18 protein-coding genes and 1 other RNA gene are annotated in these 26,181 nt (G+C 73.1%); 10 read left to right on the top strand and 9 right to left on the bottom strand.

All coding sequences use genetic code 11. The features are described 5' to 3' along the window. Positions 1–85: 85 nt before the first annotated feature. Positions 86–670, bottom strand: coding sequence for a MarR family winged helix-turn-helix transcriptional regulator (locus ACIRS4_RS29625; protein ID WP_404201870.1), 585 nt, complete (start codon positions 668–670; stop codon positions 86–88). 156 nt (positions 671–826) lie between these two features. On the opposite strand from ACIRS4_RS29625, the gene ACIRS4_RS29620 reads away from it, so the two are divergent. After that, positions 827–1,240, top strand: a complete 414-nt coding sequence (locus tag ACIRS4_RS29620) for an organic hydroperoxide resistance protein (protein ID WP_351099124.1) — start codon at positions 827–829, stop codon at positions 1,238–1,240. Between the two features lie 105 nt (positions 1,241–1,345). Here the strand turns inward: ACIRS4_RS29620 and ACIRS4_RS29615 are convergent, their stop codons facing one another. The 6 genes from ACIRS4_RS29615 to ACIRS4_RS29590 form a co-directional block, all read right to left on the bottom strand. Further along, positions 1,346–3,562: a CDP-glycerol glycerophosphotransferase family protein gene (locus tag ACIRS4_RS29615; protein ID WP_404201811.1), complete on the bottom strand. Its 2,217-nt coding sequence runs from the start codon at positions 3,560–3,562 to the stop codon at positions 1,346–1,348. Between the two features lie 8 nt (positions 3,563–3,570). After that, a complete protein-coding gene (locus ACIRS4_RS29610) occupies positions 3,571–5,775 on the bottom strand; it encodes a CDP-glycerol glycerophosphotransferase family protein (RefSeq protein ID WP_404201809.1) in 2,205 nt (734 codons plus the stop codon). Between the two features lie 957 nt (positions 5,776–6,732). Continuing rightward, positions 6,733–7,629 carry a carbohydrate ABC transporter permease gene (locus tag ACIRS4_RS29605; protein WP_404201807.1) on the bottom strand — a complete coding sequence of 299 codons (897 nt, stop codon included), beginning with the start codon at positions 7,627–7,629 and terminating at the stop codon, positions 6,733–6,735. After that, positions 7,626–8,909 carry a carbohydrate ABC transporter permease gene (locus ACIRS4_RS29600; RefSeq protein WP_404201868.1) on the bottom strand — a complete coding sequence of 428 codons (1,284 nt, stop codon included), beginning with the start codon at positions 8,907–8,909 and terminating at the stop codon, positions 7,626–7,628. The genes ACIRS4_RS29605 and ACIRS4_RS29600 overlap by 4 nt, the downstream gene beginning before the upstream one ends. Positions 8,910–8,976: 67 nt before the next feature. Next, positions 8,977–10,353 carry an ABC transporter substrate-binding protein gene (locus tag ACIRS4_RS29595; RefSeq protein WP_404201805.1) on the bottom strand — a complete coding sequence of 459 codons (1,377 nt, stop codon included), beginning with the start codon at positions 10,351–10,353 and terminating at the stop codon, positions 8,977–8,979. A gap of 215 nt (positions 10,354–10,568) precedes the next feature. Continuing rightward, complete coding sequence (locus ACIRS4_RS29590; protein ID WP_404201803.1) at positions 10,569–14,261, bottom strand: FHA domain-containing protein; 3,693 nt, start codon at positions 14,259–14,261, stop codon at positions 10,569–10,571. 436 nt (positions 14,262–14,697) lie between these two features. Here ACIRS4_RS29590 and ACIRS4_RS29585 point away from each other — a divergent pair, with 436 nt between their 5' ends. The 4 genes from ACIRS4_RS29585 (at position 14,698) to ACIRS4_RS29570 (ending at position 20,351) form a co-directional block, all read left to right on the top strand. Next, on the top strand, positions 14,698–16,428 hold the full coding sequence (locus ACIRS4_RS29585; protein WP_404201801.1) for a serine/threonine-protein kinase: 1,731 nt from the start codon (positions 14,698–14,700) through the stop codon (positions 16,426–16,428). Between the two features lie 220 nt (positions 16,429–16,648). Beyond that, entirely contained in the window at positions 16,649–17,893 is a 1,245-nt protein-coding gene (locus ACIRS4_RS29580; RefSeq protein WP_404201799.1) for a serine/threonine-protein kinase, read from the top strand. A gap of 106 nt (positions 17,894–17,999) precedes the next feature. Continuing rightward, positions 18,000–19,106: a peptide chain release factor 2 gene (gene prfB / locus ACIRS4_RS29575; protein ID WP_404201797.1), complete on the top strand. Its 1,107-nt coding sequence runs from the start codon at positions 18,000–18,002 to the stop codon at positions 19,104–19,106. Between the two features lie 270 nt (positions 19,107–19,376). Beyond that, on the top strand, positions 19,377–20,351 hold the full coding sequence (locus ACIRS4_RS29570) for a hypothetical protein (protein ID WP_404201795.1): 975 nt from the start codon (positions 19,377–19,379) through the stop codon (positions 20,349–20,351). Positions 20,352–20,473: 122 nt separating this feature from the next. Here ACIRS4_RS29570 and ACIRS4_RS29565 read toward each other — a convergent pair whose 3' ends face one another. Next, positions 20,474–20,665 carry a hypothetical protein gene (locus ACIRS4_RS29565; protein WP_404201793.1) on the bottom strand — a complete coding sequence of 64 codons (192 nt, stop codon included), beginning with the start codon at positions 20,663–20,665 and terminating at the stop codon, positions 20,474–20,476. A 226-nt stretch (positions 20,666–20,891) separates the two neighbouring features. On the opposite strand from ACIRS4_RS29565, the gene ftsE reads away from it, so the two are divergent. The 5 genes from ftsE (at position 20,892) to ssrA (ending at position 24,930) form a co-directional block, all read left to right on the top strand. Further along, positions 20,892–21,581: a cell division ATP-binding protein FtsE gene (gene ftsE, locus ACIRS4_RS29560; RefSeq protein ID WP_130436517.1), complete on the top strand. Its 690-nt coding sequence runs from the start codon at positions 20,892–20,894 to the stop codon at positions 21,579–21,581. Between the two features lie 36 nt (positions 21,582–21,617). Next, positions 21,618–22,535, top strand: a complete 918-nt coding sequence (gene ftsX, locus ACIRS4_RS29555) for a permease-like cell division protein FtsX (protein ID WP_351099103.1) — start codon at positions 21,618–21,620, stop codon at positions 22,533–22,535. Positions 22,536–22,603: 68 nt separating this feature from the next. Continuing rightward, complete coding sequence (locus ACIRS4_RS29550; protein WP_404201790.1) at positions 22,604–23,785, top strand: S41 family peptidase; 1,182 nt, start codon at positions 22,604–22,606, stop codon at positions 23,783–23,785. Between the two features lie 116 nt (positions 23,786–23,901). Then, entirely contained in the window at positions 23,902–24,435 is a 534-nt protein-coding gene (smpB, locus tag ACIRS4_RS29545; protein ID WP_404201788.1) for an SsrA-binding protein SmpB, read from the top strand. Positions 24,436–24,532: 97 nt separating this feature from the next. Continuing rightward, positions 24,533–24,930, top strand: a transfer-messenger RNA (tmRNA) gene (ssrA, locus tag ACIRS4_RS29540). Here ssrA and ACIRS4_RS29535 read toward each other — a convergent pair. After that, positions 24,929–26,179, bottom strand: coding sequence for an MFS transporter (locus tag ACIRS4_RS29535; protein WP_404201786.1), 1,251 nt, complete (start codon positions 26,177–26,179; stop codon positions 24,929–24,931). The genes ssrA and ACIRS4_RS29535 overlap by 2 nt on opposite strands. Positions 26,180–26,181: the final 2 nt, after the last annotated feature.

Genomic DNA, 26,181 nt, shown 5'->3' with positions numbered 1-26,181 from the left:
CCCCTCACGGACGCCCGGTGCGCCCGAAAACCAGTGAATCAGGCGTCGGGCGCTCCCGCAGAGCCTGTGGATAACTCTGCGTGCGTCAATCGGCGCGTACGGTGCCGGTCTGTTCGGCGGCGTCCGGGTCCTCCTCGGCGGCCGCCGAGTCCAGTGCGGCGGTGAGCACGTCCAGGCGCTCCTTCAGCTCGCGGATCTCCTCCAGTTCGAATCCCGTCGCGGTCACGATCCGGCGCGGCACCCGCAGCGCCCGCTCGCGCAGTGCCGTGCCCTCCTGCGTCAGGCGGACCTCGACCGAGCGTTCGTCGCGCGCGCTGCGCTCGCGGTGGACGAGACCGGCCGCCTCCAGACGCTTCAGCAGCGGCGACAGCGTGCCGGAGTCCAGGCGCAGATGGGCGCCGAGCTTCTTGACGGGCAGCGCGCCCTCCTCCCACAGGACCAGCATCACCAGGTACTGCGGGTAGGTCAGCCCGAGGTCCTTGAGGATCACGCGGTAGACGCCGTTGAAGGCGCGTGACGCGGCGTGCAGGGAGAAGCAGATCTGGCGGTCCAGCCGGAGCCAGTTCGCTTCGGTGACTGCGGCGACCGCAGCGGCCCCGGCCTCGACGGCTTCCGGGGCTTCGGCGGCGCCCTGGGCGGGGGAGGCGGGTGCGGCGGAGTGGGGGGACATCGGGGTCATGCCTCCAGCGTAGCTCGGGCGGGCAATTGAGTTGTGCACAACTTAATTGTGTGCTCTACTTGTCGTCGTGAGGCCGCCCGGACGCCCGCGGCGAAAGGGCAAGGCCGCCCCTGACCACGCACGACTTCCGAGAGGGATGGTTCATCCATGGACGCGCTGTACACCGCTGTCGCCACCGCCACCCACGGCCGTGAGGGCCGCGCCGTCAGCTCCGACGGCAAGATCGACCTCGCGCTGGCCATGCCGGTGGAGCTGGGCGGCAACGGTCAGGGCACCAACCCCGAGCAGCTCTTCGCCGCCGGATACGCCGCCTGTTTCGGCAGCGCCCTCGGCCTGGTCGGCCGTCAGGCCAAGGTCGACGTCAGCGAGGCCGCCGTGACCGCCGAGGTCGGCATCGGCAAGCAGGGCGAGGGCTTCGGCCTCAAGGTCGCCCTCCGCGTCGAACTGCCGGACTCCCTCGACGAGGCCACCGGCCGCAAGCTGGTCGAGCAGGCCCACCAGGTCTGCCCCTACTCCAACGCCACCCGCGGCAACATCGAGGTCGACCTCGTCATCGAGTGACAAGAGGACCTGGTCTCACGGCCGCCGGCCTCACGGCCGCCGGCCTCACGGCCGCCGGCCTCACGGCCGCCGGCCTCACGGCCGCCGGCCCGGCCGGGCGCGGCCTCACGTCGGCGCCAGCACACCCTCGTCGGCGGCCGGCGAGAGAACCGACGTCGAGGCCTGCTCCGGCAGCGGCTCGCCCAGCAGCAGCGTCCGTACGACCCGCTCGGCGGCCCGGCCGTCCTCCCACACGCAGAACCGCTCCCGGAAGCCCGCCCGCAGCCGCGCCGACTCCTCGTCCCGCCAACTGCCCGAGGAGAACAGCCAGGTCAGCTCCCGGTAGCTGCGTGAGACACGGCCGGGCGCGTCGGCGGTGATGTCGAAGTAGGCGCCCCGGCTCGCCTTGTAGACGTCCCAGTCGTCGGCGTGGACGACGATCGGCCGGTCCAGGTTGGCGTAGTCGAACATCAGGGCCGAGTAGTCGGTGACCAGGACGTCGGCGGCGAGCATCACGTCCTCGACGTGCGGCTCGTCCGTCGCGTCGACCAGGATGCCGCGCCGGTGCAGCTCGCTGAGCCCCAGGCCGCGCGCCGGGCCGGTCGCCAAGGACGGATGCAGCCGCACCACGAGGGTGTGGCCCTCGCCGAGGTCGGCGGCGAACCGGGCCAGGTCGATCCGGTCCACATGCCCGCCGCGCCGGTACTCGCGGCGGGTCGGCGCGTACAGCACGACGGTGTGACCGGCGGGAATCCCCAGCCGTGCGCGCACCGCCGCCCCGTCCGCCGGACCGGCGTTCACCAGCACGTCGTTACGGGGGCTGCCGGTCCGCACCGACGTGAAGTGGCACGGATAGGCCCGCTCCCACACCAGCTCGGAGTGCGGGTTGGCGACCAGGCTGTAGTCCCAGCGGTCCGCGCGGCGCAGCATCTGCGGCACGTCCACGCCGTGCCGGGCGCCGGGTTTGGTCAGCAGGTCGGCCGCCATGTACTTCAGCGGGGTGCCCTGGTGGGTGTGGATGTGGACGCTGCCGGGCCGTTTGACCAGCGCGCCGGGCCAGTTGACGTTGTTGACGAACCAGCCGGCCCGCGCTGTCACCCGCCGGTAGCCGGGGGAGTCCAGCAGCACGTGCTCCACGTCGTCGGGGAGCAGCGCCGCCGTCTCCTCGTCGCGCACGACCCACACCCCGCGCAGCGCGGGGGCGATCTCGCGGGCCGCGCGGTAGACGGCGGCGGGGTCGCCGAGCACGCCGCGGTGCGAGAAGGCCGAGTACACGACGAGTTCGCGGTCCGGCGCCCGGTGAGGCCGGGCGGCCGTCAGGCCCCGGCGGGCGCGCACGGCGGCCGCCCGGCGCACCGACGCCCCGCGCCGGGCCAGTTCCCGGCCCGCCCGGCCGCTCTGCCGCCGGACCCGGTAGACGGCGTAGGGCTGCTGGAGCACGCGCAGTTCGGCGGGCGTCGGCTCGCCGGCCGGCTGGTGGCGGGCGAACAGTTCGGCGGTGCGGCGGAAGAACTCGCCCCTGTCCGAGGGCGGCAGCCGGTCCGGCTTGGCGAGGATGTCCAGACAGTGCTCGCCCATCTTGCGGTGCAGATAGGGCCGCCAGGTCGCCAGCTCCGGGCGGGAGTCGACGAAAGCGAACACCCGCTCGTACTGGTCGTGGATGTCGAAGTGCTTGCGGCTGGTGGTGGACAGGATGTTGCCCTGCCGGCGCTGGCGGTAGTTCAGGCAGATCCGGTCCAGCGTGGCGAGGCGCCCCGCGCTGAGCATGACCGGGAAGGTCCAGGGGGTGTCCTCGTAGTAGCCGGGCGGGAAGCGGAAGCCGTACTCCTCGACGAAACCGCGCCGGTACACCTTGTTCCACACGACCATCAGCAGGTCGAGGATCTCCGGGCGCTGCGCGGCGGTGAAGGTGTCCTCGCCGCACTCGGCGAGGATGTGCGCCAGGGCGTTGCGGCGGGTGCCGCCCCACCAGTACGTGCGCGCGTAGTCGAAGACCAGCACGTCGGGGTCGCCGCTCTCGTCGAGCCGGTCGGCCATCGCGTGCAGCGCGCCCTCGGTGAGGGTGTCGTCGCTGTCGAGGAAGAACAGGTAGTCGCCGCTCGCGTAGGGCAGACCGGCGTTGCGGGCGCGGCCGAGGCCGACGTTCTCCGGCAGGTGCAGGACCCGCACGCGGTCGTCGCGGGCGGCGTACTCGTCGAGGATCGCGCCGCAGCCGTCGGGTGAGCGGTCGTCGACGGCGATCACCTCGATGTCGCGGTACGACTGCTCCAGGACCGAGTCGAGGCACTCGCGCAGGAAGCCCTGCACCTTGAAACAGGGGACGATGATGCTGAAGCGAGGCACTGCTGGGGTCAGCTCCTTACGAAGGTGCGGGCGGCGGGGGCCGGGGTGCGCTCGGCGAGGGGGCGCACGGGCGCGATCGCCTCCGGCGGCAGGCCGAGCAGCACCCGCCGTACCACGCGCTCGGCGGCCCGGCCGTCGTCGAACTGGCAGAAACGGGACCGGAACGCGTCCCTGAGGGCCTGGGCCGAGGCCGACGCGTACGAGCCGTCCCTGAAGAGGCGCGCCAGCTCCTCGGGCGTGCGGGCGACCGCTCCCGGCGGCTCCGCCATCAGGTCGAAGTACACGCCCCGGGTCTCGGTGTAGACGTCCCAGTCGTCGGCGTACACGACGATCGGGCGGTCCAGGTTGGCGTAGTCGAACATGATCGACGAGTAGTCGGTGACCAGGACGTCGGCGGCCAGGCAGACCTCCTCGGAGGAGCGGTGCCCGGTGACGTCGATGATCCGGCCGGTGCCCGTGCGTGCGCCCCGGTCGTAGAAGTAGTGGGCGCGCAGCAGGACCACGACGTCGTCGCCCGCGGCCTCGCAGAACGCCTCCAGGTCCAGGCCGGCGCCGAAGCCGCTCTCGTAGTCGCGGTGGGTCGGCGCGTACAGGACGGCCGTCTTGCCCTCGGGTACGCCCAGTTCGCGCCGGATCCGGCTGACGTCGTCCGCGGTCGCCGTGCAGAAGAGGTCGTTGCGCGGATAGCCGTACTCCAGGTGCTCGTAGGAGCCGGGGAAGGCCCGCTCCCACATCTGGGTGGAGTGGGTGTTGGAGGACAGGTTGTAGTCCCAGCGGTCCACCCGGCCCAGGAGTTTGGTGAAGCTGCCGGTCGCCGCCGCGACCACCGGGTACGTCGACTGGTCGACGCCCATCTTCTTCAGCGGGGTGCCGTGCTGGGTCTGCACGTGCACACTGCCCGGGCGTTTGACGACGCCCTCGGCGAAGTTGGCGTTGTTCACCAGGTACTTGGCGCGGGCCAGGACCTGCCAGGCGCGGCGGCTGCCGAGGACGGCGTACTCGACGCCGGCGGGCATGGCGTGCGCCTGGTCGGGCTCGACGAGGAACACCTGGCGGATGTGCGGGGCGAGTTCGGCGGCCTTGGCGTGGATCGCGGCCGGGCTGCAGGCGTAGCCGCGGCCCCAATAGGCGCAGTACACGGCCAGGTTCGGATCGAGAGGCCGGCGCAGCTGACGCCGGTAGTACAGGCGGGTGCGCAGGCCGCCGGGGCGGGGGAGGCGCTGGGCGGCGGCCGAGGCCCGCTGGTTGGCGCCGCGCAGAGCGCGGAACGCCGTGTACGCGCCCGCCGCGAGCAGCCGGTGCTGCACACCCACGCTGCCGCCGGGCGTGCGGAAACCGTCCGGCCGGTGCCGGCGGTGGAGCCGGCCGGCCCGGCGGAAGAACGCCCTGCGGCTCGCCCTCGGGAGCCGCGCCGGATGCGCGGCCGTCCTCAGGACGAGCGCGAAGAGCTGCTCGAAGAGCGGCCCCGACCGCCGTTCGGAGAGCCCTTGTTCGGTGGCCGCCCGCAGCACCAGGTCGACCTGGTCGAGCAGTTCGGCGTGGTGTGCGCCCGGCAGGTTGATCCGGCTGCCCTGCCGGCGCACGTGGTGCCGTACGACGACCGAGCGCAGGACCGCGATGCGCTCCGCGCGCACGGTGACCAGCCCGCCGAAGCCGAGATCCGTGAAGTGCCCTTCGGGAAAGTCGAGTTCGTGCTCGATGAGGAAGTCGCGCCGGTAGGCGGCGCCCCACACGGGCAGTTCCACGCCGGTCACCCGGGGGGCTTCGGCGGGGGCGAAGGCGCCCTTGGGGGTCCGTGCCAGCAGCGGCGCCGCCGGGTTGGCCGGTTCGCCCTCCCACCAGGGGGTGCGCTCGTGCTCGGCGTACAGGACGTCGACGTCGCCCGTCCGCGTCAGACGGGCGTCCAGGGCGGTCAGCGCGCCCGGGGCGAGGGTGTCGTCGCCGTCGAGGAACAGCAGGTAGGCGCCGGTCGCCGCCCGCATCCCGGTGTTGCGCGCCCCGGCGAGCCCCGCCGACGGCGGGGAGTGCACCGCCGTCACGCGGGAGTCCCGCTCGGCGTACCCGGCGGCGACGGTCGCGGCCGGGGCGTCGGGTGCGTCGCAGACCGGGATCAGCTCGAAGTCGCCGAAGGACTGGGCGAGGACGGAGTCCAGCGCCTGGGACAGCCGGCCCACGACCCCGTGGGACGGGACGATGATGCTGAAGCGGGGCATTCTGCTCTTTCTCTGTCGGTGGTCGCCGGGGCCCGGTCCGCGACGAGCCGTGGACGTCTGAGGGGCTCCCGGAGGGCAAACGGCGTCAGAGGCGCACGGTGACGGGAGCGGCGCCGGCGGATCGCGGCACGGCGGTGAGCGGCGGGCGCGCCGGGGGCGCGGGCCGGGCCGCGGCGAGCGGCGTCACCCGGCTGGGCTCCGTGCCCGGCGGCGCGTCGGGACGCCGGGCACGGGCCGGGGCCGCGAGGCCGGTGGACGGGCGCCGCGGGGCCCGCTCCAGACCGAGGAGGAGGCGCCGGGCGCGGCCCCGGCGGGGCGGCTCGTGTCGGCCGGAAGGCGTCCGGGCGTACGGGAGGCGTGCCGAGCGGCCGGCGGGCGCGGACGGCCGTAGGGCCTGTTCCGGGTTTCCCGTCGTCCGCGCGGAGCGCGGGCTGCGCCGCGCGGCAGGCGGGAAACCCGCAACAGGCCCCAGCCGCAGTCGGTGGCGGGCTTCGAGGGCCGCCGCGCGCACTGCGCGGCCGGGCGTCATGCGCGGCTCGTGTGTGCGGCTCGTGGGTCCCGCCGCCCGCAGCGCGCGGCGGGCGCGGTGCGTCCTCAGCCGGGTGACGGTGTGCCGCCGCCCGGCCCGAGGCGCCGCGGGCGCGCCCGGCATGCCGGGCCGAGGCCGGACGGCGAGGGGGCCGAGGCCGTGGGCCCGCCGCCGGCGCGGGCGCACGCGGACCCGGGGCGGCACGGAGCCGAGGCGCTCGGGCCGCGGGTACGCCCGGACCTCCGACGCGGGGACGGTGACACTGAACCTGGGCAAAACACATCCATGGGTCGGCGCGGGCAGAAGACAGGGCCTTGCCCGGGAACGGCCGATGGAGTGACTTGGTTACGTTCGCCTACGGCATCCGGGGGACACCGGGTGAACGGTGGGGGCGGGCTGTTGACGGCCCACCCCCCTTGCGCCGCCGCCTACTTGACCGCGCCGGCCATCACGCCGGACACGAACTGCCGCTGGAACGCGAAGAACACGGCCAGCGGGATCACCATCGAGATGAACGCGCCGGGCGCCAGCACGTCGATGTTGTTGCCGAACTGCCGTACCTGTGTCTGCAGGGCGACCGTGATCGGCTGGCTGTCGGCGTCGGTGAACACCAGCGCGACCAGCATGTCGTTCCACACCCACAGGAACTGGAAGATGCCCAGGCTCGCGATCGCCGGACCGCCCAGCGGCATCACGACCCTCGCGAACAGGCGCAGTTCGCCCGCGCCGTCGAGACGGGCCGCCTCCAGCAGTTCACGGGGGATCTCCGCGAAGAAGTTCCGCAGCAGGAACACCGCGAACGGCAGGCCGAAGCCCACATGGAACAGGATCACCCCGAGGACGGAACCGAACAGGCCGATGCTGCCGAACAGTTCGGCGATCGGGAGCAGCGCCACCTGCACGGGCACCACCAGCAGGCCGACCACGCCCAGGAACCACCAGTCGCGGCCGGGGAACTCCATCCAGGCGAACGCGTATCCGGCGAGCGAGCCGACGACCACCACCAGGATCGTCGCCGGCACCGTGATCAGCGCCGTGTTGAGGAGGGAGCCGGTGATGTCGTCGTTCTCCAGCAGCTTCCGGTAGCTGTCGAAGGTCAGCCGGGACGGTTCCTCGAACACCTTCCACCAGCCGCTCGCGCTCATGTCCTCCGGGGTGCGCAGCGAGGAGATCAGCAGCCCGACGGTCGGCACCAGCCAGAACAGGCCCACGAGGACCAGGAAGACGCGGACCAGGCCGCCGTTGAGCCTCTCGACGACCCGCGAGGCGAGCGACCGCCGGGCTCGCGCGTCCGTCGTCCCCCCGGTCTCGATGTGGACGATCATCGCCGCACCTCCCGCCGCAGCCGACGTACGTTGAACCACATCACCGGGATCACCAGCAGCAGCAGGAACACCGCGATCGCGCTGGCCACGCCCGGCTGGTCCTCGGAGAAGCCCTTGCGGTACAGCTCCAGGGCGAGCACGTTCGCGTCGTCCTGGGAGGAGCCGGGGGCGATGATGAAGACCAGGTCGAACACCTTGAGCACGTTGATCATCAAGGTGACGGCGACCACCGCGAGGACCGGCGCCAGCAGCGGCACGGTGATCCTGCGGAACACCTGCCACTCGTTCGCCCCGTCGACCCGCGCCGCCTCCATCAGCTCCCGGGGCACGCTCGCCAGCCCCGCCGCGATCAGCACCATCGCGAAGCCCGCCCACATCCAGATGTACGAGCCGATGATCGCCGGCGTGACCAGCGACGGGCCGAGCCAGTCCACGCCGTTGTACGCCTCCTGGAAGTTGCTCGCCGGCAGCCGCAGCCGCGCCCCGTCGGCCGCTGCGGGCAGGGTGAAGCTGCCGTCCGCCGCGGCCGTCGTGGAGGCGACCACCGTGCCGTCCTTGACCGCCTCGATCCGCATCCCCGGATAGCCCAGTTCGGAGGCGTCCGGTTGCCCCGGCCTGCCGACGCCCTTGCCGCGGGTGAAGTCCTGCCAGGTCGTGCCGGTGACCTCGCCCGGCTCGGCCACCGGCAGGACGGCCCGCTTCGCGTCGTCCGGCATCAGGTCGGGCGCGACGCCGACCAGGGGCAGCGTCACCGTCTCGCCGGCGCGGACGGGCGCCCCGGTGATGAACCCGCCGCCCTTCACCGGCTCCAGCGGCGAGTTCCGCCCCGGGTGCGCCTTGGGGAAGGCCGACGACTGCGCGAACGTGTCGTGCACGCCGACCCACACCGCGTTCGCCACGCCCTTGTCCGGGTCCTGGTCGTACACCAGCCGGAAGATGATGCCGGCGGCGAGCATCGAGATCGCCATCGGCATGAAGACGACCAGCTTGAACGCCGTTCCCCAGCGCACCCGTTCGGTCAGCACCGCGAAGACCAGACCCAGCGCGGTCGCGACGGTCGGCGCGAACACCACCCAGATCACGTTGTTCTTGAGCGCCGTGCGGATGCCGTCGTCCGTGAACAGCGTCTCGTAGTTGTCGAATCCGGCGAGCCCGTCACCGGACTGGTCGTAGAAGCTGCGCACGAGCGAGTACCCGATCGGGTAGACCACGAGCGCGCCCAGCAGCACGAAGGCGGGCAGCAGGAACAGCGCTGCCACGGTCCAGCGCGTGCCGGTCACGCTCTTGCGCGACCCGGGGGCGGCGGAGGACGAGCCGTCCCTCGCCGCCGTGACGGACGCCATCGCCTCAGCCGCCGTACGCGGCCGCCGCGTCGGCCTCCAGCCTCCGCTGGGTGCCCGCGACGTCCGCCGGGTTCTTCAGGAAGTCCTGCAGCGCCTTCCACTCGCCCTTGCCGGGCGTGCCGCCGAAGGCCTGCGGGGCCTGGTCGGACATGTCGAAGCGGAAGTCGTCGCCGGCCGCGATCAGCGACTCGGCGATCTTGCGCTGCACGTCGTTCGGGTAGACGGAAGGGTCGAGGTTCTTGTTCGGTGAGAGATAGCCGCCCAGCTTGGCCTGGATGGCCGCCGCGTCGGGGGAGGCGAGGAAGGTCGCCAGCGCCTGCGCGCCCTCGGAGTCCTTCAGGATCACCGCCGCGTCACCGCCGGACACCACGGGCGCGGTGTCGCCGGCCTTCGGGAACGGGAACACCTTCGCGCCCGTGCCGACCTTCACGCCCGCCTGGACGATGTTCACCTGCGCGAAGTCGCCCTCGTAGACCATGGCGGCCTTCGGCTGGTCGCCGCCGGTGAAGGTCTGCGTCACCGAGGCCGGGAAGTCCGTCTGGAGCGCTCCGGCCGCGCCGCCCGCGACGTAGTCCTTCTTGCCCCAGATCCGCGCCAGCGCGGTCAGCGCGTCCTTCACGGACGGGTCCGTCCACTTGATCTCGTGCTTGGCCAGCTGGTCGTACTTCTCGGGGCCCGCCTGGGAGAGGTACACGTTCTCGAACCAGTCGGTCAGGGTCCAGCCGTCGGCGCCGCCCACCGAGAACGGCGTGACACCGGAGTCGTAGACCGTCTGCGCGGTGGTGAGCAGCTCGTCCCACGTCTTGGGCTCGGCGGCCCCCGCGTTCTCGAAGACCTTCGCGTTGTACCAGAACAGCGACTTGTTGGCGGCCTTGTAGTACACGCCGTACTGCCGGCCGTCGATCTTGCCGATGTCCTGCCAGCCCTGCGAGTAGTTCCTCCGGAGCTCCTTCAGGGCCGCCGCGCCCAGCGGCTTCGCCCACTTCTTCTCCACGGCCTGCTTGATCGCGCCCGGCTGCGGAAGCAGCGCGACGTCCGGGGGCTGCCCGCCCGCGACCTTCGAGCCCAGGAAGTTGATGATCGGGTCCTGCGCGGGCACGAACGTCACCTTGGCGCCCGTCCGCTTCTCGAACTCCGCCAGCACCTTCTTGAAGTTGGCCTGTTCGGCGCCGGTCCACACGGCGGCCACCTCGAGCGTCGTGCCGTTCAGCTCGGGCAGGGTCACGGTGCTGCCCGGGTCCTTCGCCGGGTTGCTCTCGCCCCCGCCGCTCTTGTCGTCGTCTCCGCCGCACGCGGTGAGCGAGAGCGCGAGCGCTCCCGCGAGGATCGCGGCGGCCGTCCTCACGGTCCTGCGTGTGCGGATGGTGCTGCTCCTGCGCATCACTGCCCCGTTCTTCGTCCTCGTCGAACGTCCGAGCGCTGTCCCGTGCCACTGGTCTACGCCGGGCGCGGGGGGTCGGCAAGAGCGCCTGCCCTGTCAAGCGGCTGATTGTGACCGCGTCGTGACGGAGTGCGCCCGCCGCCCGCGTTCTCGAGCGCCGGACACGCCTGCCACGGCCGAACAGGTGACGGAACGAGGCCTGCGCGGCCTCCTCGTCAGAGCAGGGAGGGGACCTGCGCCGCCGACACCTCCCGGGCCGCCCGTTCCAAGGCGCTCGCCAGGAGGGCGAGGTCGGTGGGGCCGTTGCCCAGCTCCCGTACGGGGCGGCGGGCCGGGGGGTCGCCCATGCGCTGCCACTCCAGGGGGACCACCGTGGGGCGCAGGGTCGCCGTGCGCGGGATGCGGCCGGTGACGCGGCCGGCCTGGAACGGCGTGAGCCGGCCGTCGGCGGTCCGCACCCGGCCGCGGCCCGGCACCGGCTCGTCCACGCCGGAGCCCGGCGGGTCGAGGGTGATCCGCAGCGTGGCCTGCCGGGCCGGTTCCGACTCCGCCGTACGGCCCCCGGGACCGGCGGCCGCCACCAGGTGCACGCCGAGCCGCTCGCCCTCGCGGGCCACCGCCTCCAGCGCGCGCATCACCGAGCCCGCGGCGGGACGTCCGGGTGAGCCGAGGGCGGGGGAGACCAGCGCGTCCAGGTCGTCGACGACGACCACCAGCCGGGGCAGCGGCGGGGGCGCCTCGGTGCGCTGCCGGGCCGCCGCGCCCGGGCGCAGACGCAGCGTCGAGCTGGGCGGGCCGTCCAGGTCGGCGGCCCCGCCCTCCTGACCGCCCGGCTGCGCGCCGCCGTGACCGCCCGGCCCCCGCTGCGGGCCGATACGGCCCGACACCGCGCGGTGCCGGTGCCACTCCGCGAAGTCCGCACGGCCCACCAGCTCCGTCCGCCGCTTCAGCTCCGCGCTCAGCGACTGCGCGAACTCCCGCATACGGACCGGGTCGTTGGCGGTGAGATGGGTCGTCACATGCGGTACGTCGGTGCACACGCGCAGACCGTCGCCCGAACCCCCGTCGCTCTTGCCCACGGTGTCCCGGCCGTCGATCAGGACGATCCCCAGCCGGTCGGGGCGCTCGGCGGCGGCCAGCGAGGCGACGACCGCCCGCAGCAGTTCCGTACGGCCGCTGCCGGGCGGGCCCTCGATCAGCAGGTGCGGGCCGTCGGCGGCGAGGTCGGCCGGGACCGGGCCGCGCGGGCCCGCCCCGAGGACCGCGCACGCCCGGCCGCCGACCGCCTCGGCGTCGTCGGCTGCGTCCGCCCACCGCGCCATCAGCGACGCGGGAGTCGCCCGGGCGAGGCCCAGCTCGTCCAGGAGCCGCGCCGAGGGGGGCAGCGGCGCGGACACACGCGTGTGCCGCTCGCCGCCGGCGCCGTCGGGGCGCAGCGGGGCGAGCGCTCGTGCGAAGCGTTCGGCCCAGGCCGCCGAGACGGCGTCCACCGTGCCGACGGTGCCGTGGCCGACCGGGCCGGGCCGCTCCCCGTCCGGCCCCCGTCCCGCCGACCCGGGTCCCGCCGTGCCGGACGGCGCGACCCGCAGCAGCCGCAGCGCCGTGGCCACGTCACCGCTGAGCAGCGCGACCGCTCCGCAGGCGCGGAACGTGGGCGCCGCCGCGCAGGCCGCCTCGTACGTCTTCGCCACCGGGGAGGCGGGGGAGGCGGAGGGCGTCTCCGCCAGGCAGACGACGTGTATCCCGGCACGGGGGCCGGCCGACGCCAGCCGGTCCATCGCCTCGCGCAGATCCGTGCCGCCGGGGTCGCCGTCCACGACCACGACCGTGTACGGGCCGGGGAAGCTCTGAGGGCTGTCGTCCGCCGATGCCCAGGAGGGCCGGTGGGCCGCGCCGCGGGGGGAGGGGAAGGGCGTGGGGGCGGCTGTCCCGGCGTCCGCGAGGTGGTCCTCCAGACGGCGCGTCAGCTCGTCGGCGCGGGCTGCGGCCTGCTCGCGGTCGTAGGCCAGGAGGAGCCGGCAGTCCTGGCCGTGCCCCGGGCGCAGATGCGGGAGCCAGCCCAGCCACGACCACTCGGCGGCGCGTTCCTCGTCCGGGCGGGCCCGGTCCGTGCTGATCAGCACGATCTCCAGGCTGTCCGGGGAGTGCAGCGCGGCGAGTTGGGCCAGCACCGCGCGCGCCAGCCCGGCCAGCCGCGGGCGAGGCCCGGCCAGGCCCAGTGCGCCGACCTCGCGCAGTCCCGCCGTCACGGGGACGGCGGGCAGCAGGCCCGAGCCGTCGGGCGCCGCGCGGTCCGCCGTGCCGAGCCGCACCGCGAGCGCCTCGGGGTGACCCGGGCCGCGCTCCCAGAGGCGGGGGCCGGGGCCCAGCGCCGTCAGCAGCAGCGAGGCGGGGTCCGGCCAGGTGTCCGGCACGGGGTACGGGGAGAGGACCACGGGGGCGGCCGGGGCGGCGACGGCGGGATCGCCCTCGTCCGGCTGCGGTCCGGCGGCGTCCTCCCGGACCTCGCCGCGTCCGCCGGTCAGCCTCCGCGCCCACGCGGAGAGACCTCCTCGACGGCGGACGCCCGGAGGTATCTCGGTGCCGCGCAGGGGCGTGCCCTTGCGGCGGGAGGCGGGCTGAGCGCCGGTCTCGTCGTCGGGGTGGTCCGCGGGGGTGTGCGCGTAGGGGCCGCCGTCGTCCTCCGTGTGCGGCACGGCGGGCGTGCTGCGGGGGTGGGCTTGGGGCGCGGGCGGGTGCGGTTCGCGCCCCTCGCGCTCCGGCGCGCCGGTGGTGAAGGAGCCGAGGCCGGACCGGCCGGCGTGCGTCTCCCCGGCGGGGGAGCGGTCCTCGGAAGGCGCGGAGGCGAGGCCGCCCCCCGGCGCCCCCGACGGGAGCGACCCGGAGTGGCTCTCGATGCTCGGCGCGCCGCCCTGACCGGGCACCAGGGGCGTGTCCCCCGGGCGCGGTGTCCGCCGCCCGTCCGCACGGGCCGGGGAGCCGCCCCAGTCGACCGTGCCGTAGGCGTGCCCGGTCGGCCCCGACGGGACGCCGTCGCTCCTGGTGCGGTCGGCTCCGCGCCCGCTCACGCGCGCGTGCGGTTCGTCCGGCTCGCCCTCCGCCGCGCCGCGCGCGGGGGCCTCGCCGTAGCGCGTCCCGGACGCGGGCCGCGCGCCGCCGTGCGGCTGAGCCGCTCGGTCGCGGTCCCCGCCCGGGGCGTCGCCGTACGCCACGCGCACGTGCCCCTCGCCGTCCGGTGTCGTCGTCACCCGTGCCCCCGGGCCCCCCGGCGGAGCCAGCCGCAGGGCGGACTCGCCCACCCGGAGGAGGGCCCCGGGCGACAGGCGGACCGGGCGGGCCCGGACCGGGCCGCCGTCGAGGGTGGTGCCGTTGGTGGAGCCGAGGTCGGCGACCGTGACCCGGCCGTCGGGCGAGAGCGTCACCGCGCAGTGCAGCCGGGAGACGTCCGGGTCGTCGAGCGGGACGTCGGCGTCGGCGGAGCGGCCCACGCGGATCTGGCCGCCGTGCAGCAGATGGACCCCGCCCGCGTCCGGGCCGGCGACCACGTCCAGCCGGGCCGGGGCGTCGTCCACCTCCGGATGCGGCTCGGGGTCGGCCGGGGCGCCCACGGCCAGCACCGCGCCGTCGGTCAGCGGTGGCTCGCCCAGCGTGCAGCGCTGCGCGTCGAGCCGCTCCGCGCCCGCGTACAGCACGGGCTGCGCACCTCCGGAGGGCGCGGCGCCGCTCTCCCCGGTGACCGCCGCGGCCAGCGCGGAGGCCACCGCGGCCAGCGCGGTGCCCGCGGGGGCGGTGACCAGCACGTCACAGCTCGCGCTGCGGCCGCGCGCCGGCGATGCCCCCGCGCGAGCGGAGTCGGGCGTGGCGGCGGGCGGGCATGTCGGGTCTACGACGGTCAGCCGGATCTGCATCGCCGTCAGCGGTCCCTTCTGCGCGGGCGCGGACTTCCCCCCACCCCTACACGAGCACACAGGCCAGTACTCCAGGCATCCTCGCACCTGTCGCCGACAACGCGCCCGCCTCCGAGCGGCAAGTGATCTTGATTGGTCGGCTCTGCCCGCAAAAGTGCCTGACAGGCGCCGCGGCGACGACCGTTCGGGAACCGCTTGAGATCGGTCACGCCCGTCTTCGGCAACCAAGGAACCAAAGGGAGCGTCTTTGTCCCGTGTTCCTTCGAAACACCTATGCGAAGGCCCACAACCGCAGGACAGCCCCGCGGCGACGCGGCGGCACTACAGTGGGTCGGAATCCGGACCTCCAGGGTCCTGGACTTCGCAGGACCGGCAGACGACCAGATCAGACCAGCGGCCGAGCAGGCAGCCGAGCAAGCAGCAGGGAGCGCATGACGTGCGTCCGGTAGGGAGCAAGTACCTCCTTGAGGAGCCGCTCGGACGCGGCGCCACGGGCACCGTCTGGCGGGCCCGCCAGCGCGAGACCGCCGGCGCCGAGGCGGCCGTGCCCGGTCAGCCCGGGGAGACCGTCGCGATCAAGGTCCTCAAGGAGGAGCTCGCGAGCGACCCCGACGTCGTGATGCGCTTCCTGAGGGAGCGCTCCGTCCTGCTGCGCCTGACCCACCCGAACATCGTCCGGGTCCGCGACCTGGTCGTCGAGGGCGATCTGCTGGCGCTGGTCATGGACCTCGTCGACGGCCCGGACCTGCACCGCTACCTGCGCGAGAACGGCCCCTTCACGCCCGTCGCCGCGGCCCTGCTCACCGCCCAGATCGCCGACGCGCTCGCCGCCAGCCATTCCGACGGAGTCGTCCACCGCGACCTCAAGCCCGCCAACGTGCTGCTCGCCCAGACCGGCGGCGAGATGCACCCCATGCTCACCGACTTCGGCATCGCCCGCCTCGCCGACTCCCCGGGCCTGACCCGCACCAGCGAGTTCGTCGGCACGCCCGCGTACGTCGCGCCGGAGTCCGCCGAGGGCCGCCCCCAGACCTCCGCCGTCGACGTCTACGGCGCCGGCATCCTGCTGTACGAACTGGTCACCGGCCGCCCGCCGTTCTCCGGCGGCTCCGCCCTGGAAGTCCTCCACCAGCACCTGAGCGCCGAACCGCGCCGCCCCTCCACCGTCCCCGACCCGCTGTGGACGGTCATCGAGCGCTGCCTGCGCAAGAACCCCGAGGACCGGCCCAGCGCCCAGAACCTCGCGCGCGGGCTGCGCATCGTCGCCGAGGGCGTCGGCGTGCACGCCAACTCGATGCAGATCGCCGCCGCCGACGGCGTCGGCCATGTGCTGGCGCCCGACCCGGCCCCCGCGACCGTCCCCGGCACGCCCCCGGGCGCTCCCGGCGGCGCGTACGACCCGAACGCGGCGACCAGCGTGCTCCCGCACACCTCAGGCCCCGGGAACCCGCCGGGCGCCGCCGACCCCACCGCCGTCCTGCCGCACACCGCGGGCCCGGGCGGCCCCGGGGGAGCCGCCGATCCGACGGCCGTCCTGCCGCCGGTCCCGCCGCACCATCCCGGGCAGCAGGGTCAGCAGCCCGAGCAGCCGCACCCGTGGCAGAACCAGCTGCGCGCCGCCCGCGACCGCAACGAACAGACCCAGATCCACTACGTCGACCCCGACGAGGACCCGCTGCGCCGCCGCCCGCAGCGCCAGGTCGCCCGCCCGCAGCAGCAGCCTCCCCGCCAGCAGCAGCAACCGCAGCAGCAGCGCCGGCAGCAGGGCGGTTACGGCCACCCGCAGCCGCAGCAGCCCCAGCAGTACGCCCCGCAGCAGCAACAGCCCCAGCGGTACGCGACGCCCCAGCCGCAGCAGCCCCAGCGCCGCCCCGCGCCGGAACCGCCGCAGCCGCGCGAGCCCCGGCAGCCCCGGCAGCGCAGCGCCAACCCGATGAAGATCCCCGGGCTCGGCTGCCTGAAGGGGTGCCTGTTCACGATCGTCATCCTGGTCGTCGCCGGATGGCTGATCTGGGAACTCAGCCCGCTCCAGAGCTGGATCGGCACCGGCAAGGGCTACTGGACGCAGCTCGGCGACTGGTTCGAGCAGGCCGCCAAGTGGATCGGCGACCTCGGCGGGGACTCCGGCTCCGGTGGTGGCGGCGGCACGGGCGGGTCGGGGAACTGACGCCGGGTTCGCGGGCGCCCGACCGGAACTCCGGCCGTTGGTTTGGGGATTTGTCGACTCCTGGCGGGTGATTTCCGTCTCCGCGGTGAAGGTTGGCGCTCCGGACGCGTAGTTTTGTCGGCTGGGGCTCCGGGGAGCCCGCGGCGCCCGCCGCCGACGTCGTCGCTGTCACGGCCCCCGGAGGGCGCAGCGTCGGCAACACGCGTCGGTAGGAGCAGTCTTGGCACGGAAGATCGGCAGCCGGTACACCGCCCACCAGATCCTGGGACGGGGCAGCGCCGGCACGGTGTGGCTCGGCGAGGGACCGGACGGTCCCGTCGCCGTCAAGCTGCTGCGCGAGGACCTCGCGTCCGACGAGGAGCTGGTGGGCCGCTTCGTGCAGGAGCGCACCGCCCTGCTCGGCCTGGAACACCCGAACGTCGTCTCCGTACGGGACCTGGTGGTCGACGGCAACGACCTCGCGCTCGTCATGGACCTCGTCCGCGGCACCGATCTGCGCACCCGGCTGGACCGGGAGCGCCGGCTCGCGCCCGAGGCCGCGGTGGCGATCGTCGCGGACGTGGCGGAGGGGCTCGCGGTCGCGCACGCGGCCGGGGTCGTGCACCGCGACGTCAAGCCGGAGAACATCCTGCTCGACATGCAGGGCCCCCTGGGACCCGGCGGTTCGCACCGGGCGCTGCTCACCGACTTCGGCGTCGCCAAGCTGATCGACACTCCCAAGCGCACCCGCGCCACGAAGATCATCGGCACGCCCGACTACCTCGCCCCCGAGATCGTCGAAGGGCTGCCGCCCCGCGCCTCCGTCGACATCTACGCGCTGGCCACGGTCCTGTACGAGCTGCTGGCCGGCTTCACCCCGTTCGGCGGCGGGCACCCGGGCGCGGTGCTGCGCCGCCATGTCACGGAGACGGTCGCGCCACTGCCCGGCATCCCCGACGAGCTGTGGCAGCTGATCGTGCAGTGCCTGGCCAAGGCGCCCGCCTCCCGGCTGCGGGCGACCGAGCTGGCGGCACGGCTGCGGGAGCAGCTGCCCATGCTGGCCGGCATGCCGCCGCTGGACGTCGACGAGCCGGACGCCGAGGCGGCCGACGACGGAGACCCGGACGAGCCGGACGAGGCGCCCCGGCCGTCCCAGGCGGCCGCTCGCGCGGTGCGGCGCGGCTCGGTGCCGCTGGTGCCGGGCGCGAAACCGGACTCCAACCGGGACACGCACACCTCGATGCGCGTGCCCGCGCCCGACGAGCTCGCCGGCGGCGCGCACGGGACGGCGCGGGTGCCGCGCGCGGCGGGGTCGCCCCGGCCCGGCTCGGCCCGGGCCCGCGCGGCGGCGCGGCGACGGCGGATCACGGTGGGGGTGGCGGCGCTGGTGCTGGTCGCGGCGATCGGCGTGGGCACGTGGGCGGCGACCTCGGACGAGGGGGCTGCGCCGCAGGACACGAAGAACTCGGCACCGGCGACTCCCTGAGGATCTTGGCGGGTGGGCGCAGGCCGGGGGCCCGGAGGCGGAGCCCCCGGGCCGTCCGCTCGCCCGCACCGGCGTTCCCGCTCGGCGGAGCCGTTACGCTGGGAGCGTGGCAGTCGTCGACGTATCCGAAGAGCTCAAGTCCCTCTCCTCGACCATGGAGTCGATCGAGGCCGTTCTGGACCTCGACAAGCTGAGGGCAGACATCGCCGTGCTCGAGGAGCAGGCGGCCGCGCCGTCCCTGTGGGACAACCCGGACGAAGCGCAGAAGATCACCAGCAAGTTGTCCCACCTCCAGGCCGAGGTCAGGAAGGCCGACGCCCTGCGCGGCCGGATCGACGACCTCGCGGTGCTGTTCGAGATGGCCGAGGAGGAGGACGACCCGGACACCCGCGCCGAGGCCGAGAGCGAACTCGCCGCCGTCAAGAAGGCGCTGGACGAGATGGAGGTCCGCACGCTGCTCAGCGGCGAGTACGACGCCCGTGAGGCGCTCGTCAACATCCGCGCCGAGGCCGGCGGCGTCGACGCCGCGGACTTCGCCGAGAAGCTCCAGCGCATGTACCTGCGCTGGGCCGAGCAGCACGGCTACAAGACCGAGATCTACGAGACGTCGTACGCGGAAGAGGCCGGCATCAAGTCGACCACCTTCGCCGTGCAGGTGCCGTACGCCTACGGAACCCTCTCCGTCGAGCAGGGCACGCACCGCCTGGTGCGCATCTCGCCCTTCGACAACCAGGGCCGCCGCCAGACCTCCTTCGCGGGCGTCGAGGTGCTTCCCGTGGTCGAGCAGACCGACCACATCGAGATCGACGAGTCCGAGCTGCGGGTCGACGTGTACCGGTCCTCCGGGCCCGGCGGCCAGGGCGTCAACACCACCGACTCGGCCGTGCGTCTCACCCACCTGCCCACCGGCATCGTGGTCTCCTGCCAGAACGAGCGGTCGCAGATCCAGAACAAGGCGACCGCGATGAACGTCCTCCAGGCCAAGCTGCTCGAGCGGCGCCGCCAGGAGGAGCAGGAGAAGATGAACGCCCTCAAGGGCGACGGCGGCAACTCCTGGGGCAACCAGATGCGTTCGTACGTCCTGCACCCGTACCAGATGGTCAAGGACCTGCGCACCGAGTGCGAGGTCGGCAACCCCGAGGCCGTGTTCAACGGTGAGATCGACGGGTTCCTCGAGGCCGGGATTCGCTGGCGCAAGCAGCAGGAGAAGTAGGTTTGTCGACAAGGCAACCGCCCCTCGAACAGGGGCGGTTGCCTTTTGGGTCACACTCGGGGTCTTCAACTTCCGGCATAGCGGGCCGTCCTGGACATTGCGTGCGCAACGGCCTTGACGTTGGTTTGAAAACTCGGAAGGGTGAAGCGTGGCATGCGTATCTCTGGGGCGCATGTGAACCGGGGGACTTGGCGAACGATCAGCTGCCCCCGTCGATCACCGCCCCGGCGCTGCCTCATTCACGATACGGCTACTGGGGGTAGCAACCATATGACAAAGAAGACGCGGATCCGGGTCGCGCGCATAGCCGCCGGCGCCGTGATCGCCGCGGGCGCCTCGCTGACCGTCGCGGGCGTCGCCTCCGCCACCGGCAACGAAGGTGGCACGAGCAACCTGGTGGAGACGATCACGGGCAAGGGCGACCGGGACCCGCACAACCCGGGCGACCCGGACCCCTGCGACGAGATCATCGTCTGCACCGACGGTGGCAGCCAGAACGGCGGCACCGAGTCCTCGGGCAACGAGAACGGTGGCGGCCAGAACGGCGGCACCGAGTCCTCCGGGAACGAGAACGGTGGCGGCCAGAACGGCGGCACCGAGTCCTCCGGGAACGAGAACGGTGGCGGCCAGAACGGCGGCACCGAGTCCTCGGGCAACGAGAACGGTGGCGGCCAGAACGGCGGCAACCAGAATGGTGGCGGCCAGAACGGCGGCACCGAGTCCTCGGGCAACGAGAACGGTGGCGGCCAGAACGGCGGCAACCAGAATGGCGGCGGCCAGAACGGCGGCAACCAGAACGGTGGCACCCAGAACGGTGGCGGCCAGAACGGCGGCAACCAGAACGGTGGCGGCCAGAACGGCGGCAACCAGAATGGTGGCGGCCAGAACGGTGGGGGCCAGAACGGCGGCACCTCCACCAACGGCGGCGCCGCCATCGGCGGTTCCGACACCACCGGCGGCTCCGCCACTGCCGGTTCCACCACCGGAGGTTCGACCGGAGGTTCCGGTACCACCCCCGACGGTGGCAACAACACCTCCCCGCAGGACGCCGGCACCTCCGCGCTGACCGACACCTCGGACACCGTCTCCGACGCCTCCGCCCAGGGCGGTGGCAAGGAGCTGGCCGAGACCGGTGCCGGGCAGACCACGTTCCTGATCCTCGGCGCCGCGACGATGATCGCCGGCGGCATCGGCTTCCGTGTGCTGCCGCGCCTCGTCGAGGGCCGTGGCGGTGCGGCCGCCTGACGGCAGCCGCACCCGCACGCACCGTAAGCGCGCACACCGAGAGGCCCGGAGCTCGCAGCTCCGGGCCTCTCGGGCGTCCTGAGGTCTCGTCCTGAGGTTTCCGCGGTGTCCCGGCCGCAGGCCTAGGCGGTCTGGTGGGCCAGCAGTGCCACCGCCGCGACCAGCACCGCCAGCAGCGCGATCAGCGCCATCGGGTTCAGCCCCGCGAAGAAGTTGTCCTGCTGCAGCCGCTCGCGGTTCGCACGGCACACAGGGCACCGGCCCTCGTTCACGGGCGCGGCGCAGTTAGCGCACACCAGCCGGTCGTACGTCATGCGCTCGCCCTCCTTGCACCGGTTCCACAGACACAACGCTCGCGCGGGCGCGAACGTTCCCCCCACCACTGTGCCAGGTTCCCCGGGACCCTGCGCGGGCGCTCGGGCAGAGCGCCGCCCGTACAAAAGGGCACAACCCCCGCGCAACCGCAACCGGTGACTGCGCGCGCGTACCCGGTTCGCGTAAGGTCACGCTCATCTACCCCCGGCGACCCGTGGTGCACCCGTGATCCGATTCGACAACGTATCCAAGGTCTACCCCAAGCAGACCCGCCCCGCACTCAGGGATGTCTCCCTCGAAGTGGAGAAGGGCGAGTTCGTGTTCCTGGTGGGGTCCTCGGGCTCCGGCAAGTCCACCTTCCTGCGGCTCGTCCTCCGCGAGGAGCGGTGCAGCCACGGCCAGGTGCACGTGCTGGGCAAGGACCTCGCGCGCCTGTCCAACTGGAAGGTGCCGCAGATGCGCCGCCAGCTGGGCACGGTGTTCCAGGACTTCCGCCTGCTGCCGAACAAGACGGTGGCGGAGAACGTCGCCTTCGCGCAGGAGGTGATCGGCAAGTCCCGCGGCGAGATCCGCAAGTCCGTTCCGCAGGTGCTCGACCTCGTCGGGCTCGGCGGCAAGGAGGAGCGGATGCCGGGCGAGCTGTCCGGCGGTGAGCAGCAGCGCGTCGCCATCGCGCGCGCGTTCGTGAACCGGCCCAAACTGCTGATCGCGGACGAGCCCACCGGCAACCTCGACCCGCAGACCTCCGTCGGCATCATGAAGCTGCTCGACCGGATCAACCGCACCGGCACGACCGTCGTCATGGCCACGCACGACCAGAACATCGTGGACCAGATGCGCAAGCGCGTCATCGAGCTGGAGAAGGGCCGCCTCGTCCGCGACCAGGCACGCGGCGTCTACGGCTACCAGCACTGACCGCGACCGTCCACGGAAAGGCCCCGAGAACCCGCCATGCGCGCCCAGTTCGTACTGTCCGAGATCGGTGTCGGTCTCCGTCGCAACCTGACGATGACGTTCGCCGTCATCGTCTCCGTCGCCCTGTCGCTCGCCCTGTTCGGCGGGTCGCTCCTGATGAGCGACCAGGTCAGCACGATGAAGGGCTACTGGTACGACAAGGTCAACGTCTCGATCTTCCTCTGCAACAAGAGCGACGCCGCCTCCGACCCCAACTGCGCCAAGGGCGCGGTCACCGAGGACCAGAAGAAGCGGATCAAGTCGGACCTCGACAAGATGCCGGTCGTCGACACGGTCACGTACGAGACCCAGGACCAGGCGTACAAGCACTACAAGGAGCAGTTCGGCGACTCGCCGCTCGCCGCCTCGCTCACGCCGGACCAGATGCAGGAGTCGTACCGCATCAAACTGAAGGACCCGGAGAAGTACCAGGTCATCGCCACCGCCTTCGACGGCCGGGAAGGCGTGCAGTCGGTGCAGGACCAGAAGGGCATCCTGGACAGCCTGTTCACGATGCTGAACCTGATGAACCGGGCCGCGCTCGGCGTCATGGCGCTCATGCTGATCGTCGCGCTGCTGCTGATCGTCAACACCGTGCGCGTCTCGGCGTTCAGCCGCAGGCGGGAGACCGGCATCATGCGTCTGGTGGGCGCGTCCGGCTTCTACATCCAGGCCCCGTTCATCGCCGAGGCTGCGGTCGCCGGACTGATCGGAGGGTCCCTGGCGTGCACCTTCCTCGTGGTCGGGCGGTACTTCACGATCGACCACGGCATGGCGCTGTCGCAGAAGCTGACGCTCATCAACTTCGTCGGCTGGGACGCCGTGTTGACCAAGCTGCCGCTCATCCTGGCGGCGAGCGTGCTGATCCCCGCCCTTGCCGCGTTCGTCGCTCTGCGCAAGTACCTGAAGGTGTGACGCACGCCAATGGGGTCGTACGGTCAAGCGAACGTACGGCCCCTTCGCGTTCCCCTAGACTCACGGCCATGTCAGGCCATGACCCGTTCTGTCCGTCCCGTCGCCCGAGCCGGGGAGTCGCCCTGACGTTGGTGTTCGCCGGTGTGGTCGTCGCAGGCGCGGCGACCGGCTCGCTGCCGGGAGAGTTGCGCGGCGGCCGGGAGTCGGCGGTCGGCGAGGGGCGTACGACGGCCACGCTCTCCAGTCGCCCCGAGGCGGTGACCCGGGCCGCCGAGGAGGCGATGGCCGACGGCAAGTCGCCCCTGGAGGCCGCCGAACGCGCCGTGAGCCGCAGCGGGGACCGATGGGCCGCGGTGTACTCGGAGGGCGAGTACGAGGAGTTCGCGCAGTCCCTCGACGGGCGGTACACCGGCGTCGGCCTGGAGGCGCGGCGCGAGCGGGACGGCAGGATCGAGATCACCGAGGTGCGGTCCGGGTCGCCCGCCGCCGCCGCGGGGATCCGCGCGGGAGACCGGCTGAGCAGTGTGGACGGCACGAAGGTCGAGGGGCGGCCGGTCACCGACGTCGTCTCGTTACTCCGCGGCGACGCCCTGGACGCGCCCGCCGGCACCACCGTCCGGCTCGGTCTGGAACGCGGCACGCGCGCGTGGACCCAGACGCTGCGCCGGACCCGCCTGTCCACCGACTCGGTCACCGTGCGCCGGCTCGCCGACGGCGTCACCGTCATCACGATCGCCGCGTTCACCAGGGGCGTCGGTGACAGCGTCCGCACCGCCGTCCGCGCGGCCCCCGGCGACCACGGGATCGTCCTGGACCTGCGGGGCAACTCCGGCGGCCTGGTCACCGAGGCGGTCTCCACCGCCTCCGTCTTCCTCGACGGCGGTCTCGTCGCCACCTACGACGTCGACGGCGACCAGCGCGTCCTGCACGCCGAGCCCGGCGGCGACACCGCCAGGCCCCTGGTCACGCTCGTCGACGGCGGCACCATGAGCGCGGCCGAGCTGCTCACCGGCGCCCTGAAGGACCGGGGCCGCGCGGTCGTCGTGGGCTCGCGCACCTTCGGCAAGGGCTCGGTGCAGATGCCGAGCAGACTGCCCGACGGCTCCGTCGCCGAGCTGACCGTCGGCCACTACCGCACCCCGTCCGGCCGCAGCGTCGACGGGCAGGGCGTCACCCCCGACCTGGAGGCGGACGACGGCGCGCTGGAGCGCGCGGAGAGCGTCCTGGGCGGCCTGGGCGACACGGCGTGAGCAGGCAGGCGGTCCAGGCGGGCCGGGCGGCCCCCGTCCTCCCGTCGCGAACCTCGTAATCGGCTTTCCCCCCGGCCCCCTCCTGGTGCGAAAATGGCCGCACTATGAGCAAGGGAATGTACGTACCGAAAGAGTCCCAGCCGAAGCAGGGCAAGCCGGCCGAGGGCAAGGCCAAGGACGGCAAGCGCAAGATCGTCGCGCAGAACAAGAAGGCCCGGCACGACTACGCGATCATCGACGTCTACGAGGCCGGGATCGTGCTCACCGGCACCGAGGTGAAGTCGCTGCGCCAGGGCCGGGCCTCGCTGGCCGACGGCTTCGTCCAGATCGACGACGGCGAGGCGTGGCTGCACAACGCCCACATCCCGGAGTACTTCCAGGGCACCTGGACCAACCACTCCGTGCGCCGCAAGCGCAAGCTGCTCCTGCACCGCGAGGAGATCGACAAGCTCGCGGCGAAGTCCGAGGAGACGGGGCACACGATCGTGCCGCTCGCCCTCTACTTCAAGGACGGCCGGGCGAAGGCCGAGATCGCGCTGGCGCGCGGCAAGAAGGAGTACGACAAGCGCCAGACCCTGCGGGAGAAGCAGGACCGCCGGGAGACGGACCGCGCGATCGCGGCGGCGAAGCGGCAGCAGCGGGGCGCGTAGGAATGCGCTGGCATCGGCGTGCGTCGGTCACGTACGATGGCAACTGCACCCCACAGCGGGTGCGCTTCCCTCTTCGGAGGGGTTGAAAAAACAACATGGGGATGATCGGTTTCGACAGCGGATGTCGAAGCAGGGGAAGCGTGTCGAGGAAGCGGCCATGATCTCGTAAACCACAGGCCGAAAAAAATAATCGCCAATTCCAAGAGCGATTCTCCCGAGCAGTTCGCTCTCGCCGCCTGATCTCAGGTAGCGACAGCGTCTGCTCTCTCATGGGAGTGTCAGCCCGGGGGTGTTCCCGACCCGGATCCTGGCATCAGCTAGGGGACTAAACCTTGATCCCGGTCACGGGGTGAAGAGGGAAACCAAACAGTGACTGGGCCCGTCGGCGACTTGTTCGCGTGATCGCCGGGGCCGAGAAAATCGCAGCGAACTGCACACGGAGAAGCCCTGGTTCCGCACCGTTGGACGCGGGTTCGATTCCCGCCATCTCCACTCATCCCATGTGGGCGAAGCCCCGCTGCTTTCGAGCAGCGGGGCTTTCGCCGTTGGTGAGCGACGTCAGCAGGGCCGCCGCGGACGCCGCCACCGGGACGGCGAACCCGGCCGCCGGTGACATGTGCTCGACCGCCCAGCCGCCGGCCGCGCTGCCACAGGCGATGCCGCCGAGCAGCCCGGTCACCGCCAGGGTCATGCCCTCGTTGAGGCGCCCCTCGGGAGTGCGTTCCTGGACCAGCGCCATGGTGGTGATCATGGTCGGCGCGGTCGCCGTCCCCGCTGTCAGCAGCGCGCCGGCCAGCAGCGGCAGCGACTCCGCGGCCGCGGCCGCGAGCAGGGGGAGCGTCAGCAGGACGGTCATCGCGGCCACGTTCCACGGGTGCCGCCGGGAGGCCGGCCCGGACGGCCGCACCGCCCCGTGAACCAGACCGGCCGCGCACGAGCCCGCCGCCTGCAGCGCCAGGACGGCCCCGGCCGCGGCGGTGTGCCCGCGCGCATCCGCGAACGCGACCGTGGCGACCTCCGTCGACCCGAACACAGCCCCCAGAGCGAGACAGACGGCGAGCAGCCCCGGCACCCCGGGAGCGCGCAACGGGGACGCCGAAGTCGCACGGGGACGGACGGGCGGCTCGGTGGAGCGCTGGGCGGCGAAGACGAGGACGCCGGTCACCAGCAGCGCCACGCCCGCCAGCGTGCCGGCCTCGGGGAAGAACGTGCCGCACAGGAAGGCCGCGAGGACCGGCCCCAGCATGAAGCACAGCTCGTCGGCGGCCTGTTCGAAGGAGGCGGCGGTGTGCAGGGCGTCCTGGTCGGGGCCCAGCAGGTGGGCCCAGCGGGCCCGGCACATGCCGCCGGTGTTGGGCGTGGTCGCGGTGGCGGCGTAGGCGGCGAACAGGGTCCAGTCGGGGGCGCCGGTCCGCACGCACAGCACCAGGGCGAGGCTGCCCGACGCGGCGCACAGGGTGGCCGGTACGGCGACGCGGGCCTGTCCGTGCCGGTCGACGAGCCGCGCGATCCAGGGTCCGGTCAGCGCCGCCGCCGCGAGCCCGGTCGCGGTGACGGCGCCGGCGAGAGCGTACGAGCCGCGGGTGCCGGCGATCATCAGGACCGCGCTGACGCTGAACATGCCCATGGGCAGACGAGCGGCGAGACTTCCGGCGGTGAAGGCGCGCACGCCGGGGAGGGCGAGCAGGCGGCGGTAGGGGTTCGCGCGTGACGGGGCGTCCTGCGCGGGTCTCGGTGTGGGCATGC

Source organism: Streptomyces sp. NPDC101166 (genome assembly GCF_044768125.1).
In the GTDB taxonomy this organism is placed as follows: Bacteria; Actinomycetota; Actinomycetes; order Streptomycetales; family Streptomycetaceae; genus Streptomyces.
The sequence above is the reverse complement of the archived record's forward strand: the minus strand, read 5'-3'. Positions and strand labels throughout refer to the sequence as shown.